Source organism: Sulfurovum sp. NBC37-1 (assembly GCF_000010345.1).
In the GTDB taxonomy this organism is placed as follows: Bacteria; Campylobacterota; Campylobacteria; order Campylobacterales; family Sulfurovaceae; genus Sulfurovum.
The window spans coordinates 39,391-59,468 of the sequence record NC_009663.1; the positions used below are offsets into that span (position 1 = coordinate 39,391).

Sequence of the window (20,078 nt, forward strand, 5' to 3'; positions counted from 1 at the left end):
TGTTTATTTATAAACGTTTGAATCAAATTTTACAAAACAATTACAATTTAACAGAAAATATTAACAAGAAGAACTTGTTCTTCAGACTTAATATCTTTCATGTGCAAGAAACTCAATAAATTAGAAGACGTAAGAAATCTTCAACTTATTAAACATACAAAAAACGAACCAAAGTGGTAAGACACAAACAGTTCATTTTGCATTTAATAAGGTAGTACCTTAGAATTAAGTCAAATTAATCTAAGGGCAGATGGTGGATGCCTAGACCAGGAGAGGCGATGAAGGACGTACTAGGCTGCGATAAGCCGGGGGGAGCTGCCAAGAAGCTTTGATCCCCGGGTTTCCGAATGGGGCAACCCAGCATGGCGCGAGTCATGTTACTCTTTCGAGAGAGCGAACGCAGGGAAGTGAAACATCTCAGTACCTGCAGGAAAAGAAATCAACCGAGATTCCCAAAGTAGCGGCGAGCGAAATGGGATTAGCCCTAAACTCTGTGGGGTGTTAGTAGAATAAGCTGGAATGCTTGACCGTAGAGGGTGAAAGTCCCGTAAACGAAAACTAACCATGGACTATTCGAGTAGGTCGGGACACGTGTAACCCTGACTGAAAATGGGAGGACCACCTTCCAAGGCTAAATACTACTCCAGGATCGATAGTGAACCAGTACCGTGAGGGAAAGGTGAAAAGAACCGCGGCAAGCGGAGTGAAATAGAACCTGAAACCATCTGCCTACAATCATTCAGAGCCCTATGTTTTATACAGGGTGATGGACTGCCTTTTGCATAATGAGCCTGCGAGTTATGGTGACTAGCAAGGTTAATCAAACGAGAAGCCGTAGCGAAAGCGAGTCTGAATAGGGCGCCAAGTTAGTTGCTGTAGACCCGAAACTAAGTGATCTATCCATGGGCAGGTTGAAGCTGGTGTAAGAGCTAGTGGAGGACCGAACGGGTGAAGGTTTAAAACTTCTCCGATGACCTGTGGATAGGGGTGAAAGGCCAATCAAACTTAGTGATAGCTGGTTCTCTCCGAAATATATTTAGGTATAGCGTCATGTTCGAAACATGAGGGGGTAGAGCACTGATTGGGCTAGGGCCTATACCAAGGTACCAAACCCAGTCAAACTCCGAATACCTCATGTGAATTCATGGCAGTCAGGCGATGGGTGATAAAATCCACCGTCGAAAGGGAAACAGCCCAGACTACCAGCTAAGGTCCCAAAGTTCTATTTAAGTGGAAAAGGATGTGGAGTTGCTTAGACAACCAGGAGGTTGGCTTAGAAGCAGCCATCCTTTAAAGAAAGCGTAACAGCTCACTGGTCTAGCGATTCTGCGCCGAAAATATAACGGGGCTAAAATAGACACCGAAGCTGTAGATTTGAACAATAGTTCAAGTGGTAGGAGAGCGTTCTAGTCAGCATTGAAGCCATACCGGTAAGGAGTGGTGGAGCGGCTAGAAGTGAGCATGCAGGCATGAGTAGCGATAAAACGGGTGAGAATCCCGTTCGCCGAAAACCCAAGGGTTCCTACACGATGCTCGTCAATGTAGGGTTAGTCGGGTCCTAAGCTGAGTCCGAAAGGGGTAAGCGATGGCAAATCGGTTAATATTCCGATACCAACTATTAGTTTAGTACGAAGGGGGGACGCATAGGGTTAAACGAGGTCACTGATGGAATAGTGGCTCGAAGGGTGTAGATAAGCCGGATAGGAAAATCCGCCGGCTGTTTTCGAGACCTGACAGGCTGGCTGCGCTCTTCGGAGTAAAGCCAGAATCGTTGATACCGTCGTGCCAAGAAAAGCCTCTAAGTGTATTAATAGTTGCCCGTACCGTAAACCGACACAGGTGGGTGAGATGAGTATTCTAAGGCGCGTGGAAGAACCCTGGTTAAGGAACTCTGCAAACTAGCACCGTAACTTCGGAATAAGGTGTGCCTCCTTTGGTATAGGACTTCGCGTCCGAAAGCCAAAGAGGTTGCAACAAAGAGTCCCTCCCGACTGTTTATCAAAAACACAGCACTTTGCTAACTCGCAAGAGGATGTATAAGGTGTGACGCCTGCCCGGTGCTTGAAGGTTAATTGATGGGGTTAGTTCTTCGGAACGAAGCTCTTGATCGAAGCCCAAGTAAACGGCGGCCGTAACTATAACGGTCCTAAGGTAGCGAAATTCCTTGTCGGTTAAATACCGACCTGCATGAATGGCGTAACGAGATGGGAGCTGTCTCGACCAGGGATCCAGTGAAATTGTAGTGGAGGTGAAAATTCCTCCTACCCGCGGCAAGACGGAAAGACCCCGTGCACCTTTACTATAGCTTGACACTGCAATTGGGATATATTTGTGCAGGATAGGTGGGAGGCTTTGATGCTGTGGCGCTAGCTGCAGCGGAGCCATCCTTGAGATACCACCCTTATATATTCTGATTGCTAACTTGCGCCGGTTATCCCGGCGGAGGACAATGTCTGGTGGGTAGTTTGACTGGGGCGGTCGCCTCCTAAAAAGTAACGGAGGCTTACAAAGGTTGGCTCAGATGGGTTGGAAATCCATCGCAGAGTATAATGGTACAAGCCAGCTTAACTGCGAGACGTACATGTCGAGCAGAGACGAAAGTCGGTCATAGTGATCCGGTGGTTCTGTGTGGAAGGGCCATCGCTCAAAGGATAAAAGGTACGCCGGGGATAACAGGCTGATCTCCCCCAAGAGCTCACATCGACGGGGAGGTTTGGCACCTCGATGTCGGCTCATCGCATCCTGGGGCTGAAGCAGGTCCCAAGGGTATGGCTGTTCGCCATTTAAAGCGGTACGCGAGCTGGGTTCAGAACGTCGTGAGACAGTTCGGTCCCTATCTGCCGTGGGCGTTGGAAGATTGAGGAGAGTTGCCCCTAGTACGAGAGGACCGGGGTGAACGAACCACTGGTGTACCAGTTGTCCTGCCAAGGGCATCGCTGGGTAGCTATGTTCGGATGTGATAACCGCTGAAAGCATCTAAGCGGGAAGCCAACTCCAAGATGAATCTTCCCTGAAGATCCGCAGAAGACTACTGCGTTGATAGGCTGGGTGTGTAAGTGATGAAAGTCATTTAGCTGACCAGTACTAATAGATCGTTTGTATTTACTTTATTCTTCAATAGGTACTACCTTGCTAAGTGCAAGGCAGAGCGTTTAGCGCTTAGCGCTGAGCGTTCAGAAAAAGGTACTTGCAGATTGTAATTGTAAACATTATTTAGGCTCTTAACAATACTAAGTTTCTCAAGCTTTCCAAAAGCAAAGAGAGACATGCACACTACGGTGTTCATCTCTCTCTTAGTGGTGGGGCTAGAGGGAGGGTCATACCCAGCTCCATTCCGAACCTGGAAGTCAAGCCTCCCATCGCCGATAATACTGCAGGCTACGTCTGTGGGAATGTAGGTCGCTGCCACTTTGAGTTTTACATTGACTTCTTCTCTTTTTAATCACTTTGTTTTTTATCCCATTTTACTTTTTACCACAACTATATTTTTATCTCATCAACTACTTTATTCTTTCACCTCATAATGCAACTTCAATCCGTCCGACGTCATCACGAAACCTGAGATGATGATCTTTCCTTCATGGACGAGATTGTGGTGTTTTTTGCAGAGCGGTATGAGGTTGTATTTATGGTTCTTGTGGAAGTGGTCTATCTGTCCGTCTTGATTTGCCTCTTTCTGTTCAGCTATATGATGGACATCTTCGACATTGGCATCGCACAATGCGCACTTACTGAGATAAAGTGCTTTGTTATATTTGCTGCTTTTTTGTGTTCGCAGTTTTTTGATATCGCTGCCTGAATGGTTCAGGTTCTCTCTGATGCTTTGGGCTGTTTGCAGGAAGCCCTTGTCCATATGCAGAGACTTGGCAAATTCCAGGCCGTAAAGACTGTCCCCCTGCCCAAGCTGCAGTACTCTGTTGTAAATGAGGGTATCGTTGTCTTCGTCATACCTGATGCCAAGATGCAGGAAGATGAGATGATCGAGGTTCTGTAACTGTGGTATGTTGCCCAGCTGATGCAAATGTGTGGCAAAAATGAAAGTTGATCTCAGAGAGATCAGTTTGAGTATGGCACTTGAGACGATAGCAAGGGCAGATTCTGTCTCTGTCCCCTGGCTTATCTCATCTCCAAGGACCAATGAATGCTCATCTGCCCTGTTGAATATATTTTTGAGTTCGAGCATTTCAATGGCAAAAGTAGAAAGTCCTTTGTAAAGATTGTCTTTGGAGACGATCCTTGTGAACAGTTTATTATAAAGACCGAAACGAAGCTCTACTGCCGGAACAAAGAATCCGGCCTGTGCAAGTACGACCGATAGACCGATACTTTTCATCAGAGAGGATTTCCCTGAAGAGTTTATGCCGTAGAGAAGCATACCGTAGACATCCTCACCGTTGCTGGCATTGAGAGTAATATGATTGTGTGCCGTATTGTTATTTTCTCCCAGGAAAATATCGTTGGGTACATAGATTCCCCGTTCGTCGTTGGCTTCTATGATGGGATGGCGTAGGCCGATCGCTTCATAGAAGTTCCCTTCTTCTATGATGGGACGGGAGAGGTTCATGTTTCGGCTGCATTTGGCATTGGAGATGGCAACGTCGATATTGGCAATGAAGGCAATGAGCTTGTCAAGCAGCAAAGAAAAACGATTTTCCAGCATATCGAGACTTTCAATGTATCGCTGCTTGACGAGTGAGACCAGTTTGACCTGTGCTGTCTCATAGGAACGGGTGATCTCTTCAAAAAGCGGTGCCTGAACCTTTACGGCGTTCTTGAGATACTTGTAGTGAAAATCCTTGAAGAAGTGGTGCTGGTTGTCAATGGTGACAAATGAGTTCTTCAACTCTTTTTCTATCAGGGTAAAGCGGCTCTTTGTCAGATTGAGGTAGTATCCTTCGCTTTCCAGATAGCTCACTGTTGCATATTTTGTATTGCCGCTGAAGAGTTTGTCTTTGTCGAACAGGGCTTCAACATGCTCGGCGACGCTGTCCATCTTGTCCACTTCGTTCTGCTGCTTTTTGACAATAGTATCAATAGCCGGGTAGATACCGCTTTTAAAGATATTGTCATTGATCTGTTCAATGCGGAAGCGTGCACAGATGTTCAGTTCAAAGGTTTCTTCAAGTACCGTAAGCATCTCCCTGCTTTCATCCAGCAGTCTGTTGTCTATTTCGAGTGCATTCTCCTATGCATCTTCAAGTAGGTTTAGTATGGATTCCAGGGACATGGCAATGTAGGTAAGTTCCACCGGATGGAGTTTGCGTAGTTTGATCCGTCGCGCGATGCGCTCAAGATCATATATCTGTTTGAGGTGGGTCTCGAAACGGTCAATGTTCGGGAGAAGTTTCTCTGTCAGGTCATAACGCTCTTCAAGCAGTTCCCTGTCACATATGGGATTGAGCAGCCTCTCCTTAAGTAGGCGTTTCCCGAAAGCTGTGGAGGTTTTGTCTATGAGGTCGAGCAGCGTGATGTCGGCAGGATCCCTCGAAATGACGGAAAGTTGTTCCATGGCATTGTTTCCGATGTACATGTATCGGCTGTTGCCAAGAAATTGCGGCCGGTTCATCTTCTCGATAATGCTTTCGTCATGCTCGATGATGAAGTCTATAAGGATTGCCAGAGACTCTGTCGTGTAGGGATGACGCTCAAGGTCCAGATATTCGATAGCGGAGAGAAAAGAGTTGATCTCAAAGATACGGGTAAAGAGTTCATTTTGAAAAGTAATCCTGAAACGCTTCGTGTTAATGCTGTAGTGCAGAGAAGAGAGCTCAAGATAGTGGATGATCCACTCTTTGTCAATCTCTTTGCTTTCCAGGGTGATGATCACTTCTGAAGTACTGTAGGTCTGCAGGAGATTAAAGGCTTCATCGAGCGCATAGGTCTTGTCATCACGTGTCGAATGTATCTCATTACAGATAGTCTTGCCCGTACTGACATCAATAGCGGCGTATCCCACCGAGTATATCCCGGCATTCTCATCGATCACCAGTGAAACGATATTGTTCTCGCTGGGTTCGGAAAGGTACTCGAAGTTGGTACCCGGAGAGATGATGTTTGCCACATAGCGCTTTACGTTGGGCATCTCCCCTTTCTGTTTTACGACGATGATGGTGTATTTCTTGGTAGCGATGAGCCGTGATAGGTAGCGGTCGAGCGAAACGGCAGGTACTCCGGCAAGCAGGGGATTGGAGATGGAATTCTCCAGAATGGCTTTGCTTTTTCGTGTCAATTGGATATTCAGCAGTTCGGCAATCTCTTTTGCCTTGCCTATTTTCAGGTCGTCATTGTTCACTTCATAGGTTTCAAAGAAAGTACCGATTTCCATGAGGACGAGGGCGTCTTTGCCGTATTTTTCTTCAAAGTAGCGCTGCAGATCGAAATAAACTTCTGTTAGAAGCTTGTTCTTCTGGGAAAGTATCTCTGCTGCTTTATCCACGGATCGCCCTCTGATTTAATAGTATAGATTTTATCATGAGAAGCGTTAAGCAAACATGAACTGCTTCATGTTTGTAGCTTCGGAACCGGAACGGTCGGAACATAGATAATACATTCATAAACTTTTCAGATAATTTGGGTATAATATCGTCCCATTTTATGTCGATAAACGTTTAGTCTGTCGGACATGAAAAATTCTATAGGGAGTAAGCATATGCCAAAAATGAAAAGCGTAAAAGGCGCTGTTAAGCGTTTTAAAGTGAAAAAAAGCGGCAAGATCAAAAGAGGGACTGCATATAGAAGTCACATTCTTACAAAAGTCGATGGTAAACACCATAGACAAATGAGAAGTTCCAAACATGTCGATACAGTAGATGCCAAAAACATCAAAGAGATGATCAACTAAGAGATTTTTGGTTAGTCAGTACTATTTCCCCCGATCAGGGGCAAGTTCAAACAGAGAGAATGTTTGACACCGATTCTTAAGATTCTAAAAAGATAAGGTAAAGGAAAACCATGAGAGTAAAAACTGGTGTTGTAAGACACAGACGTCATAAAAGACTATTAAAACAGGCAAGAGGGTTCTACAGCGGTAGAAGAAAACATTTCAGAAAAGCGAAAGAACAACTCGAGCGTTCACTTGTATATGCTTACAGAGATAGAAGACAGAAGAAAAGAGATTTCAGAAAGCTCTGGATCGTTCGTATCAATGCGGCGGCAAGACTCAATGACTTGAACTATTCAAGATTCATGCATGGTCTCAAGCTTGCAAATATCGAACTTGACAGAAAAATCCTTGCCGATATGGCAATGAACAGTCCTGAGTCATTCACTAAAATAGCAGATGCTTCCAAAGCGGCACTGACTAAATAAGCCTGCCCTCTATCTTTTGAGGGGCCTTGGCTCCTCTTCCCCTTTTTTTCTTAATTAAAAACACGTCATTCTGAACTTGTTTCAGAATCCCCACAACAATTTACATATCCTAATTAGATCCTGAAACAAGTTCAGGATGACGTAAATGCGAGATGATTTTGGTTACAATAGCAAATAAAGAACCTACAAAAGGTATTTCATGCAGTCAACTCAGCGATTTCATACATTCCGGGAAGATTTCAGGGAACCTTTTGCAAGAGACAGGGACAGGGTATTACACTGCAGCTCATTTCGCAGGCTTGAGTACAAGACACAGGTTTTTTTGAACCATGAAGGTGATTACTTCCGTACACGGTTGACACATTCTTTGGAGGTCAGCCAGATAGCAAGGACACTCTCCAGGATGCTTGGGCTGAACGAGACGCTTTCCGAAGTGATCGCACTTTCACATGACCTGGGACATACCCCTTTCGGGCATGTAGGCGGAGATGAACTGGACAGACTGCTGAAAGAAGACGGCAGGGCACTTGGTTTTGAGCATAATTTCCAGTCATTTCGGGTGTTGACAAAACTGGAGAAGCGTTACAAGGAATTTGACGGGCTCAATCTGACCTTTGCTACGCTCGAAGGGGTGCTGAAGCATTCATACCCTTACAAAAAACCTTTCCTAGAAGGGCTGGATACACGTTTTGCTTTTGACAAACATCCCTCTCTTGAAGCGATGGTCGTGGACCATGCCGATGAGATCGCCTATACTTCGCATGATATTGATGACGGTGTCAAATATGGACTTATCTCTTTTGAGGAGCTTTTGCAGGATGAACTGTGCCTGAGTGTGGATGCCATGGTACAGGAAGAGGGTGTTGTAAGAGGTGAACCGCTCTACCGTCACCGTTTTGTAGCGGGGCTTATCAAACTGCTGGTGGAAGATTTCATTGTCCATTCAAAAGTAGGTGCAGAAACATACCGGGAGGAGATGCCTATCTGCGCAACGCTCGAAGCGACACAGAAGCTGCCCGTAGGTTTTTCCAAAGAAAAGGCAAGACAGCTGAAGCGACTGAAGAAACTGTTGCTGACCAAACTCTACCGGCATGAGAAGATCGTACGAAAGATGCATGCGGGCAAACAGTGTATCAAAGGCCTCTACAAAGCATTCAGGGAAGACCAGGATCTTTTGCCTCCATACCAGAAAGCTTTGCTGGATGTCCGTACCAAAGAACGGGTGATCGCAGACCATATCGCCGATATGACGGACAGATACGCCATGAAAACCTATCATGAGTTGTATGGATTGACACTGTAGTGACGTCTTTTTATCAGTTAGTACGTTAATTTTTTATTTACTTATAAAAATTAGTTTAATTTCTTATATATCCTTCTAAGGACCCAATATATCCTAATAATTATAATAACTATATATTAAATAATTTGAATTTCTATTAATTTTTTGTTAATTTAAGGTTAGCCTTAAGGTTATTGTTTTAAACTGTATTTACATGTTTTTGGACAAACATATAAAAACTACAGGAGTAAACATGAAAAAGATTGTATCTTTGTCAGTAATGGCAGCGGCAGCTACAAGTTTTGCATTCGGTTCTACAGCGGACGATATCGCAAACCTTCAAGCTCAAATCGATAAACTAAAAGTAAAGCAGGGGAAAATTAATGCCCAATCTGCAAATGACAACATCAAATGGGGTGTAGACTTCAGAACAGCGTATGACAATATCAACTATGATATGGCTGATGGTAGCTCTGTAGGTAATGATTCACTTCTTTCTATGAGACTTTGGCTAAATATGGCGTATGCACCAGACAGCCACAATGTATTTAAAGGTCAGCTTTCCATGAACAAAGCGTTCGGTGCTGATTTTGGTACTGCCAACAATAAGACAAGAGCCCTTAGTATGGGTGGAATGTTCGACTGGACAGGAAACGAAGCATTGACAGACAACAGCCTGAAAGTAAGACAGGCATACTGGCTCTATCTTGGTGACAAAGCATTCGGTGCTGATATCCCTTGGACATTCTCTATCGGTAGAAGACCATCTACAACCGGTTTCCTTGCAAACCTCAGAGAAGACGATGCCGCACAATCTCCACTTGGTCACATCATCAACGTTGAATTTGATGGATTGAGTTCAAAGCTTGACCTTTCAAACGTGACGGGTGTAGCTGGTATGTCTTTCAAAGTATGTTTGGGATACGGTGCAACAAATGCTGAGCCACTTTTTACAGGTCCTACACCATATGCGGACACGGAAAATAATTTAGATGATATCAAGTTAGGTGGGTTTATCTTTGAACCGTACAATGATGGACAGTTCATCGTAAAAGCAACTTGGTTCAAAGCTTGGGATCTCCCGGGACAGCAAAGTCCAATGAACCCGGAATTTGATGGTAACTTCCACCAGTTTGGTGATATGCAGGGAGCAGCACTTTCTGTATTGGTTGATGGTTTGACAGAGGACGGTTACTTTGCTGATGCAAAAGTATTTGGTTCTTTTGCATGGAGTAAATCTATGCCATTCGCAGGTCAAATGATGATGGGTTCACCAGATGACGAAACAGGTACTTCCTGGTGGATTGGTGCAAATCTTCCTGTAGGTGAAGGTGCTGAATACGGTACATTCGGTGCTGAATACAACCATGGTTCACAGTACTGGAGACCATTCACTTATGCTGAAGACACTATGATCGGATCAAAAGTCGCTGCACGTGGTGATGCTTGGGAAGCTTACTACACATACCAGATCAATGATGCATTGAGCCTTCAGGCAAGATATACTGATATCTCTTATGACTATACAGGAAGTAACGGCTTCTTTGGTAACTACTCTGGGGCCTCTATTAAGATTGATGATATAAAAGCAGGTGCAGCCGGATTTGACCAAATGGCTGCGGCTGGTGTAATTCAACATCAAGACCCCGCAGGAATAATTGGTGACTTAATGGGAGCAGGTCTTACTCAGGCACAAGCTCAAGGCATGTTGATGGCAAAAGGTATGTCATCTCAAGTCGTTGAAAAAGCGCAAGACTTCAGAATCTACCTTAGATACAGATTCTAAAATTATTTAACAAAGGGCTTGCCCTTTGTTGCTCCTCTTCCGTATAGCCTGACTATATCTCATGTATTTTTATTACTATAATCTATTTGATTGATATAAAATCAGGAAATAATATTTTCTCTCTCTATTTTTCTCTATAACTATTATTATATAATACAATTAAAAGAAGTTCAGTTATAATAATATGTATTGATTATGAGATCATATTAAAAATACGATTATTGCAAAGTAATATTCAGTTAATGTAACTATGCAATAATTAAATTGAAAGGAAAAGAATGAAATTTTTGAAAAGTTTCTTGGCAGTCATAGGTGGCATAGTTATCATTGGCGCAATTGTTGCCTATGTGAAGTTTGACCTGGGCGATAAGATGGAAAAAGCTTCAAAGCTTGATCCTAAAGCGATAGGTGCTTATATGAACATGTTTGACAAAGTACTTACAACAGGTAGGGCTACCGATGCTATGGTCAGACGGGTGAAGATCGACCCGGATGTTTCTACAGAAGATGTCGTAGAAGCCATGAAGAGTATCGCTACCGATGCGAACATGGTCCAGGTCGGTGATTCGCATATGTCTGACAAGTCGATCAAAGATGGTAAAGGGAATCGGTACATCAGAATCTTGCACTACTGCAGTCCGAGTATTGCAAAACAGTTTATTGATTATTCTTTGGCATTCGGTGCTTTTATGCCATGTAGGATCCTTATCGTGGAAGATGACAATGGTGATAGATGGCTGATCACCATGGCGATGGAGCTTATGCTTTTTGGCGGGCACACGCTGCCTCCTGAAATGATGGTGAAGGCAGAGCATGTAAGAGATACTATGTATAAAATGATGGATCTCGGTGCAAAAGGCGACTTTTAAATACTATAAATATAGAATATTTTAGTATATAATAGTTAGTTATATTAAACATTAAAGTTACTAAATGAAATATTTTTGAACTGGATTGTATGTTTTGATAAATAAACTTTACAATTAAGAGAAAAAGTATTATACTTGGCAACGAAAATTTATTTTCAAATGAGTGAAAATAAAAAATTTAAAATAAGGTTGAAAATGAAAAGAGTAGTTTTTTCTATGCTATTGGCTGGTGTTGGTCTTGTGGCTGCTGAAGCGCCCTACAAATCTGGTTTGCTGTTACCACCTCAGGCTGATAAAATTTATGCAAAAGAGTGTGCGCTCTGCCATGGAAAAGATGGTAAGCAGACAAGCTTTACGGGTATAGCAAGAGCATCCTATGCTCCAATTGCCGGAATGGATACAGCTGTACTGGCCAAAACGCTGAAAGAGTACAGAGGCGGTATAAAAGCAAAAGATTACCAGTTCCCTAACAAGTACGGCTATGGTGCGGTAATGAAAAGTGCAACAAGAGACCTTTCCTGGGAAGAGATCGATGCTGTTGCCAAATATGTCAACGGTTTAAAGTAAAGGATAGATATGGATAATAAGTATATTGAAAAAATGTTATCGAAGATGGATAAAGACTTGTCAGCTCACGGTATGAGCAGAAGAGATGCTATGAAAATGGCAGGTCTTTCCGGTGCCGGCCTTTTTATGGGCGGTGCTACAGGTGCGCACGCTGAAGAAGAAAAGAAGATAGAGAAAACTAATGCCAAAGGCAAGATAGTCATCCTTGGTGGAGGACTTTCAGGTATGAGTACCGCGGCAAGACTGACACTTCACATGGATAACCCTGATATTACAGTGATCGAACCTCAGGAACTCTCAGTATCATACCAGCCGGGCCAGACACTTGTCGGTGGCGGAATCTGGGATGAAGACGATATTGCCTTTAAAAGAGATGATTTTGTGCCGGACGGTGTAAAAGTGATCAAGGAGAAAGGTATACTCTTTAATCCTCAAAAGAATCAGCTGACTACAGACAAAGGAACAGTTGTTTCGTACGATTACCTTATCGTTGCAATGGGTCTGCAGCTTGACTTTGAAAGAATCAGAGGGTTGGAGGAAGCAGGTCGTGCATACTCTGCCGGCGACAATGAGAGACTTCTTAAGGCTCTTGGTGATGACGGTATCTGTTCGATCTATACGGCCAAAGGTGCAACCAAAACCTGGGAGCAGATGCAAAAGTACATCGCACAGGCCAAATCCGGCAAAAAGACAAACTTTGTTTTCACGCATCCCAATACACCGATCAAATGTGGTGGTGCCCCAAAGAAGATCATGTATTTGACCAATGCAAGGCTGAAAGAAGCAGGCGCAAGAGAGAATGCAGAACTCACATTCTATCCAAACGGTGGAGCAATGTTCGGTGTGCCTGAATATCATGATGCTATCCTCGGACAGTTTAAAAGGGAAAAATTCAAGTGGCACTACAGACATAACCTTATAGAAGTAGACAAAGAGAAAAAAGAGGCTGTGTTTGATGCTAAATGGCAGGAAAAAGGTCCATGGGACCCTGTTCTGAAAGATTTCGAGGTTATTCCAAAGCATGAAAAAAGAAGAGTGCCTTATGACTTCCTGCATGTTGTACCACCGCAGATCGCTCCAAGAGAGATCGCGGAATCAGATCTGGGTTCTGCCAAAGGCTGGGTACCTGTAAACAAAGAGACGCTTCAGCATATCAGATATGAGAATGTATTTGCTATTGGCGATATTGCTCAGGTACCGATGGGTAAAACAGGTGGATCCGCAAGAAAGCAATACAAAGTGCTTGTAGATAATCTTATATCAGTTATGAACGGGAAAAAACCCGAAGCCAAGTATGCAGGTTATACGGTTTGTCCATTGATCACCGATATCGGTACGGTCATGCTTGCGGAATTTGACTGGACAGTAAAACCGACACCTTCATTCCCGCTTGACCCGACGGTCGAGAGATGGATGTGGTGGTTGATGAAAATTTATTTACTGAAACCGATGACTATGTATGGAATGCTTTCGGGTAGAGCATAAGGTATGGTAGAAGGATTTTTCGTATGCAATTGAGTTTTGAACTTGTCACGTACGATGATGAACTGGACAGTTTTGAATTGGACGAAAACATTTACCAGATAGAGTTGGATGATGAGGCGGCAAAGACCTATGAAGTAGTGAAGTCTTCAGATCTGCTTCTCTACAGCTGGCTGAAAAAATCCGACTTTTTTTTAAAACATATCAAAGAGGAGGTGTATCAAGATAGTGAGAATAAAAAAATTGCCATTAGCGATATCAACGGTGTGAGCTACAGAAGATTTTATTTTTTTAAAGTCACAAGTGGTGACAGCCATTATGAGTATTTTAAAAAACTTTTCAATATTCATGAAGAGTCGGAATGGCAAGACAGAGAAGATGTTGGAGAAGAGATTCTGGAACATTTATCAACAAGAAGGAAAGAGCTTATTCTTGAGCTGGGTTGATACAATCAAAATATAAAGGAGAAAAATTGAATAAAAAAACAGAAGAAAAAATAGCATCTGTCAGCAGACGTGATTTTTTTAAGAAAACGGCTTCTGCCGGTGCTGTTGCTGCAACCGCTGTTGCTGCACCAAGCACAGTTTTGGCAAGTGAAGCAAGCACAAAAGACGATCCGAATATCGTTCATCATGTGAAGTGGGGTACTACACTTGGAGACGAGTGTAACAAAAACCCTTATGGTGTACCGTCAAAGTATGAGCATAATGTTGTCAGAAGAACATCAGCGCTAATGTCTTCAGCCGGAGATATGCACGCGGCGATCTCTATGACACCGATCGCTGAACTGAAAGGTATTATTGTTCCAAACGGGTTACACTTTACACGTACACACAATGGTGTTGCACATGTAGATCCAAACAAGTGGAGACTGATGATACACGGTCTTGTAGAGAAGCCTATTGTGCTTACACTTGATCAGCTTAAGAGATATCCAAGCGAAAGCTTTATCTATTTCCTTGAGTGTCCTTCAAACTCCGCCGCCGAGTGGAAAGGGCCTCAGTTCGGTACAGCCCAGTTTGTCAAAGGAATGATGTCCTGTGCACAGTGGACCGGCGTACGTCTTAAAACGATCCTCGATGAGATCGGGCTCAAGCCTGAAGCGAAGTGGATGCTTGCTGAAGGTTCCGACGGTTCGGAGATGAGTAGAACACTGCCGGTTGAAAAAGTACTTGATGATGTCATCATCGCTTACGCACAAAATGGTGAGGCACTTCGTGATGAGCAGGGTTATCCTGTGCGTCTGTTCGCACCGGGCTGGGAAGCCAACCTGTGTGTCAAGTGGTTGAAGAGACTTGAGTTTGGTGACGAGCCATGGCATGCAAAAGAGGAGACTTCAAAGTATACAGCGTTGACAGCAAGCGGAAAAGCAATACAGCATTTCTATGCACTTGAGACGAACTCTATCATTACTTCTCCTGCTCCTGAAAAAGACTGGACAGACCTTAAAAAAGGTGATCTTGTCGAGATTGAAGGTTTGGCATGGAGTGGTTACGGAACCATTAAGGGTGTAGATATCAGCTTTGACGGTGGAAAGAACTGGGTTGAAGCACAGTTAAAAGGTCTGGTCCTTCCAAAATGTTGGACCAGATTCTCATATATGTACAAGTATGAAGGCAAGCCGTTGTTACTGCAGAGCCGTTCTTACGATGACTCAGGCGATGTTCAGCCGACAGTCAACCAGGAAAAAGGTGTAGTGGGTGTCGAATGTGTTTACCACAGGAACGCAATCATCACATGGGCAGTAAATGAAAAAGGGGAGGTAAGCAATGTTCAAGTTAGATCGTAAATTAGTGACCCTCGGTATGACATTGATGATGAGCTCAACATTTGCTGTTGCAGCTGCCACTCAATGTATGCCGGGTGTCTATGAATCAAAACCGGGCGCGATCGACGGTGGTGTGATCTATCCGAGAAAAAACGGTGTTTACACAGCATATAGATACAACACACAGAGTACCAAAGGTATATGGTATGGCCGGACACCTACAGCGAACGAGATCAAAGCATGGGATGTCGACGCACGACCAGACGGTAAAGGTTTGCCTGAAGGCGAAGGGTCCGTTGAGCTTGGAGATGAACTTTTCGAAGCACAGTGTGCCGTGTGTCACGGTGAGTTCGGTGGCGGAGGAAAGGGTTACCCTCAATTAACCGGAGGTAATCAGGACAAAGATGAAAACGGTATTGTCAAAACGCTTAAAAACCAGAGAATCAAGCCGGGTATGGATGCACCAAAAAGAACAGTGGGTACCTACTGGCCATATGCCACTACATTGTTTACATACATCAGGGATGCAATGCCTTATGCACATCCAAAATCTTTAACAGATGATGAAGTGTATGCGATCACTGCCTATATTCTTGCGCAAAATGAGATAGAGATAGACGGTGAAGAGTTGGATGATGATTATGTTCTTAACAGAGAGAAACTGATGAAAGTCGTTCTCCCCAACAAAGATGGTTTCTACCCTGAGATCGATGGACCAAAAGGCCCTGCAAATGTCAAAGCATTCTTTGCTGACCGTGCCAAAAATATCGGTATGGGTAAAAGATGTATGAAAGACTGTAAAGATCCAAGTTCAGGACCTGGTGAAAAAGGACTTCCTCCGAAGGTAATGAAGATCAAGTATGAGATGAAAGACGTTGTACCTCCGTACGCTTATGCCAAAGATCTTCCGCCTGAGCCAAAAGGCCAGGGCGCTTCTAAAGGCCAGAAACTGTATGAGGCTTCCTGTAAACTTTGCCATGGTACCGATACCATGGGTGCTCCAAAAGTGGGTGATGCAGATGCGTGGAAGAAAGTCATGGAAAAAGGTATGGACAAAGTACTTGTGAATGCGATCAAAGGTACAGGAGCCATGCCTCCAAAAGGCGGAAACACAGACCTTAGTGATGCAGACATCAAAGAGATAGTTGAGTATATGGCGGGTGCAAGTAAATAAGTGAAATTCACATTTACTTCACAATAAAACAATAAAATATTGCAAATGGAGGAGACTCCTCCTGCAATCCAAATTCAAATTAAAGGAAACATAATGGAAAGAAGAAAATTTTTAGGCTTGGGACTTGCGGCAGCAGCAGTAATGTTAACACCAATGGCAAAACTACACGCTATCAACTTTAGAGAAACTAAACCAAAAGCATGGGAAGCGGCAAAATCAACAGATGCAATCAAAGCACTGTTCGGAGATGCTCCACTGGAAAAAACAGATAAGATCAAATTCGTAGCGCCAAAACTGGCAGAGAACGGTGGATCGATTCCTATTACACTTAAAAGTGACCTGGACATTGAAACGATCGCACTTTTCCAAGATGCAAACCCCAGATCTCTATCAGTGGTATTCTCTGTGCCGGAAGGTCAAAAAGTAGATTACTCATTCAGAATTAAAATGAGACAAACTGCACTGGTTACTATCGTAGCAAAAACAAGAGATGGTAAACTCTATACGACCGGAAAAGAGATCGATGTATCTATCGGTGGATGTGGTGGTTGATTCAACCTCTATCGCAATAGACTGAAAAATGAATTGAGTAAAAAAAGATATACATAAAAATTTAAAAAAAGGATACAAAATGGGTAAAATGAAAATTAAAGCAAAAGAGAAAAACGGCGTTGTTCAAGTAAAAGCAATGTTTAAAAGTCTTATGGCTGACAAAGAAGAGGCTGAGAAAAAGAAAATTGATGTTCAGTACATTAAGCGTATTGTCGGAAAGGTAAACGGTAAAGTTGTCTTTGAAGCTGACACAAGCGGATTTATGTCAGAGAATCCATTGTTGAAGTTCTCATTTACGGGAGCAAAAAAAGGTGATGAACTGGAATTTGAAGTTACTGATAACAATGGTAAAACAAAGACAGGTAAGAAGAAAATAAAATAAGGGACACTTATGAAAAGTCTATTAGCCATATTAATAATAGTGGCATTTGCTGCGGCAATACCCTTTATTGGTAATAAAAGTATAAAAGTCGAACACCCGAGCCATCTGGATGCTGATGGTAACTTCATCGTTCATGAGTGGGTCAAACCACATACGGGTGGCGGTCCTGAATGGGACTACAACCTAAAGCCGGTTCAGATAAGTGACCGTGTATGGTGTTTCTTCGGTGCGCTTGAGATGCCGACAAAAGACAATGCCGGATATATGTCAAACAGTTGTTATATCAAAGGTGATGACCAGTGGATCACTTGGGATACAGGCCCATCGTATATCTTTGCAAAACAAGCATATGCACAGATGAAAAAAATCGCTGATATGCCTGTGAAAACAGTTATTATCAGCCATGAGCATGATGATCACTGGTTGGGTAACAACTTCTATAAAGAGGTATTCGGTGCTACGATCTATGGTACGCCATTGATCAATGAGGATTATTACGGTCCGAGACATGTTGACGGTAAAGATTATCCTGGTATGCAAACCAGAATGATCAAGGCACTCTACCAGAATGCGATCAGAGGTACCGTACTTGCAAAAGTGGATAAAACATTTGAAGAGACTAGCAAATTCACTATTTCAGGTGTGAATCTTGAGTATGTGAGAGTCGGTTATGCCCACTCAGAAGATGACTGGTTCCTCTATTTGCCGGATGACAAAGTAGTATTGGCTGCCGATGTCGTTATGAACGGTAGGGTAACTTCGAACAGAGACGGTATCGTTGTCGGACAGATCAATGCGATCAATGCGATCAGAGCCAGAGAGTGGGAACATTTGGTTCCGGGACATGGATTTGTCACTGACAAATCGGCAGCGGACGAGTCTGTACAATACTTTGCATTACTCAAAGACAGAGTGCTTGCAAAAATGGAAGAGGGTGTCGTTGCCGACATGATTACCAAAGAGGTAACTTTACCGGAATTCAAAGACAAAGACCTGTACTGGATCCTTAGTCCAGGAAACGTATTTAGATCTTATGAAGAACTGGAAATGTTCGACGAAGATGATCTGATCGACTTCAGTGCTGAAAAGAGTGATGGCGGTAACGATCAAGAGAAAGACGAGGAAGCGTAAAAGAAGTGAAGTTTAAACGACTTATTTTTATGCTCTTGACTGTTGTTGGCATAGCATTTGCCAATGACATCGATCTTGATCAGATTGTGCATGATGCAAAAAAAACCAATAAACATATATTGGTTTTTTTGCACATCACAGGATGTAACTACTGCCTCAAGATGCAAGAGTTCACTTTTGATGATGAAAAGGTAGAAGCAGAGATAAAAAAAGATTTTATTTTTGTAGATATCAATGTGCGTGATGAAGGCATTGTGTCTTTTGACGGGTTAAAAGTCAGCAAGCTCAAGTTTGCAAAAGAGATAGGTTACCCCATGTATCCAAGTTGTCTATTCTTTGATCAGAATGGAGAACTTGTATATGATGAAGTAGGCTACAGGGATGAAGTTAAATTCCTTGATACCTTACATTTGGTGAGCACTAAAGCCTACAATGATGTAGAGTAATGAAAGTAAATAAAATGACTAAAGTCGGTATTATTCATGCATTATTTTATTCTTCTGCTGATGGTCGCAGCGCTGCTGATGAGATGCTGCTGGATACCAAAGGCATCGTGAAAGACAAGCACTACAACCAAAACATACAGAGGTCCGTCCTTCTTACTTCGATGCACAGCTATGTACTTGCGGAAAAGTATGATATTGAGCTGCCTCATGGTGTATTGGGTGAAAATATTCTCATGGATTACAATCCGTACCATCTACCGGGCGGATCAAGACTTCAGATCGGCGATGCTGTTTTGGAGATCAGCCAGCACTGTACACTATGCAAAGGCCTTTCGCAGGTAGATGCAAAATTGCCGAAACTCCTTAAAAACGACAGAGGCATTTTTGCCAAGGTGACAGAACCCGGAAAGATCAGAACGGGCGATGATGTCTATCTTTTAGATTGATTCTATGCCACAATGCAACAGTATGCTTCATGCTGAAAAAGACACATATTTCCCTATAAAATATATAATTGATATGCAAGGAATATAAATGAAAAAAATATTATTCGGTATTGCTATTTTGGGCGTTACATTGCTGTGGCCGCATGGTGCGGACTACAATCTTGCGGAAGATGCCAGAAAGAAAGGCAACTACAAGAAAGCTGTGAAATATGCGCTCAGGCAGCTGAAATCGGATATCGAAACGTATGGGGTGGATGGCAAAGAGAATATTATCAGTTATTCCAAGATAGGATACTACTATGAAAAGATGGGAAAATATGATGAGGCCCTGAAGTACAATCTCAAAGCGCTGGAACTGCAAAAGAAACTCCTGGACGAAGATGACAGGACCGAAGCAACAACCTACAACAACATAGGCGGTATCTACAGTAAGCAGGGAAAATACAAAGAGGCGATCGATCACTATCTGATGTCGCTTAAAATACAAAAGAAACTTTTTGGAGAGAATTATCGTGCGTCAGCCATTACCTACAGCAACATAGCCGGGGTCTACCGCAAGCAGGGGAAGTACAGTGAGGCGCTGGAGTATTATAAAAAGGCACTGGAGATACGAAAAGATACTGTGGGGGAGGAGCATTATGCTACGGCTTTAACCTACAGTAATATAGGATTGATCTACTTTAAGCTGGGGCAGTATGAAAAAGCATTGAATGAATTGAATAAAACCTTACAGATACGGGAAAAGATATTTGGGAAAGAACATTCAATAGTGCGAAAAACACAAAGTAATATTGATTATGTTAAAAAAGAAATGATGAAAAAAAGTAAAAAAGATCATCAATAGTTTTTGAATCAAATTGCATAATGTAACACATTTGGTTTACA

The 20,078-nt window shown here is 43.0% G+C and carries 18 protein-coding genes and 2 rRNA genes; 18 read left to right on the top strand and 2 right to left on the bottom strand.

Annotation, left to right across the window (positions count from 1 at the left end; genetic code table 11):
• Positions 1-228 precede the first annotated feature (228 nt).
• Both SUN_RS00210 and rrf read left to right on the top strand, forming a co-directional pair.
• Positions 229-3,109: ribosomal RNA gene (locus SUN_RS00210) — 23S ribosomal RNA — on the top strand.
• A gap of 186 nt (positions 3,110-3,295) precedes the next feature.
• Positions 3,296-3,411, top strand: a 5S ribosomal RNA gene (gene rrf / locus SUN_RS00215).
• 94 nt (positions 3,412-3,505) lie between these two features.
• On the opposite strand, the gene SUN_RS13890 is transcribed toward rrf, so the two are convergent.
• A complete protein-coding gene (locus tag SUN_RS13890; RefSeq protein WP_349674930.1) occupies positions 3,506-5,137 on the bottom strand; it encodes a MutS-related protein in 1,632 nt (543 codons plus the stop codon).
• A 48-nt stretch (positions 5,138-5,185) separates the two neighbouring features.
• Positions 5,186-6,436 carry a hypothetical protein gene (locus tag SUN_RS13895; protein WP_349674931.1) on the bottom strand — a complete coding sequence of 417 codons (1,251 nt, stop codon included), beginning with the start codon at positions 6,434-6,436 and terminating at the stop codon, positions 5,186-5,188.
• 213 nt (positions 6,437-6,649) lie between these two features.
• Between SUN_RS13895 and rpmI the strand changes: the two genes are divergently transcribed.
• From rpmI to SUN_RS00300, 16 genes are all read left to right on the top strand, one after another.
• Positions 6,650-6,841 (top strand): 50S ribosomal protein L35, encoded by a 192-nt coding sequence (gene rpmI / locus SUN_RS00225; protein WP_011979734.1) that lies wholly within the window; start codon positions 6,650-6,652, stop codon positions 6,839-6,841.
• 110 nt (positions 6,842-6,951) lie between these two features.
• A complete protein-coding gene (gene rplT, locus SUN_RS00230) occupies positions 6,952-7,308 on the top strand; it encodes a 50S ribosomal protein L20 (protein ID WP_011979735.1) in 357 nt (118 codons plus the stop codon).
• A gap of 199 nt (positions 7,309-7,507) precedes the next feature.
• On the top strand, positions 7,508-8,611 hold the full coding sequence (locus SUN_RS00235; protein ID WP_011979736.1) for a deoxyguanosinetriphosphate triphosphohydrolase: 1,104 nt from the start codon (positions 7,508-7,510) through the stop codon (positions 8,609-8,611).
• Positions 8,612-8,843: 232 nt separating this feature from the next.
• Positions 8,844-10,376: a DUF3373 family protein gene (locus tag SUN_RS00240; protein WP_011979737.1), complete on the top strand. Its 1,533-nt coding sequence runs from the start codon at positions 8,844-8,846 to the stop codon at positions 10,374-10,376.
• A 278-nt stretch (positions 10,377-10,654) separates the two neighbouring features.
• Complete coding sequence (locus tag SUN_RS00245; protein WP_011979738.1) at positions 10,655-11,245, top strand: DUF302 domain-containing protein; 591 nt, start codon at positions 10,655-10,657, stop codon at positions 11,243-11,245.
• A gap of 195 nt (positions 11,246-11,440) precedes the next feature.
• Positions 11,441-11,812: a c-type cytochrome gene (locus SUN_RS00250; protein WP_011979739.1), complete on the top strand. Its 372-nt coding sequence runs from the start codon at positions 11,441-11,443 to the stop codon at positions 11,810-11,812.
• Positions 11,813-11,821: 9 nt separating this feature from the next.
• Positions 11,822-13,297, top strand: a complete 1,476-nt coding sequence (locus tag SUN_RS00255; protein ID WP_011979740.1) for an NAD(P)/FAD-dependent oxidoreductase — start codon at positions 11,822-11,824, stop codon at positions 13,295-13,297.
• A 23-nt stretch (positions 13,298-13,320) separates the two neighbouring features.
• Positions 13,321-13,740: a hypothetical protein gene (locus SUN_RS00260; RefSeq protein ID WP_011979741.1), complete on the top strand. Its 420-nt coding sequence runs from the start codon at positions 13,321-13,323 to the stop codon at positions 13,738-13,740.
• Positions 13,741-13,766: 26 nt separating this feature from the next.
• Complete coding sequence (soxC, locus tag SUN_RS00265; protein ID WP_011979742.1) at positions 13,767-15,083, top strand: sulfite dehydrogenase; 1,317 nt, start codon at positions 13,767-13,769, stop codon at positions 15,081-15,083.
• Positions 15,064-16,236, top strand: coding sequence for a c-type cytochrome (locus tag SUN_RS00270; RefSeq protein WP_011979743.1), 1,173 nt, complete (start codon positions 15,064-15,066; stop codon positions 16,234-16,236). The genes soxC and SUN_RS00270 overlap by 20 nt, the downstream gene beginning before the upstream one ends.
• A gap of 93 nt (positions 16,237-16,329) precedes the next feature.
• Positions 16,330-16,788, top strand: a complete 459-nt coding sequence (gene soxY / locus SUN_RS00275; RefSeq protein ID WP_041672614.1) for a thiosulfate oxidation carrier protein SoxY — start codon at positions 16,330-16,332, stop codon at positions 16,786-16,788.
• 79 nt (positions 16,789-16,867) lie between these two features.
• On the top strand, positions 16,868-17,170 hold the full coding sequence (soxZ, locus tag SUN_RS00280) for a thiosulfate oxidation carrier complex protein SoxZ (protein ID WP_011979745.1): 303 nt from the start codon (positions 16,868-16,870) through the stop codon (positions 17,168-17,170).
• 9 nt (positions 17,171-17,179) lie between these two features.
• A complete protein-coding gene (locus SUN_RS00285) occupies positions 17,180-18,301 on the top strand; it encodes an MBL fold metallo-hydrolase (RefSeq protein WP_011979746.1) in 1,122 nt (373 codons plus the stop codon).
• Positions 18,302-18,306: 5 nt separating this feature from the next.
• Positions 18,307-18,747 carry a thioredoxin family protein gene (locus SUN_RS00290; RefSeq protein ID WP_011979747.1) on the top strand — a complete coding sequence of 147 codons (441 nt, stop codon included), beginning with the start codon at positions 18,307-18,309 and terminating at the stop codon, positions 18,745-18,747.
• A complete protein-coding gene (locus tag SUN_RS00295) occupies positions 18,747-19,193 on the top strand; it encodes an MOSC domain-containing protein (RefSeq protein ID WP_011979748.1) in 447 nt (148 codons plus the stop codon). The genes SUN_RS00290 and SUN_RS00295 overlap by 1 nt, the downstream gene beginning before the upstream one ends.
• 88 nt (positions 19,194-19,281) lie before the next feature.
• On the top strand, positions 19,282-20,037 hold the full coding sequence (locus tag SUN_RS00300; RefSeq protein WP_011979749.1) for a tetratricopeptide repeat protein: 756 nt from the start codon (positions 19,282-19,284) through the stop codon (positions 20,035-20,037).
• The last annotated feature ends 41 nt before the right edge of the window (positions 20,038-20,078 follow it).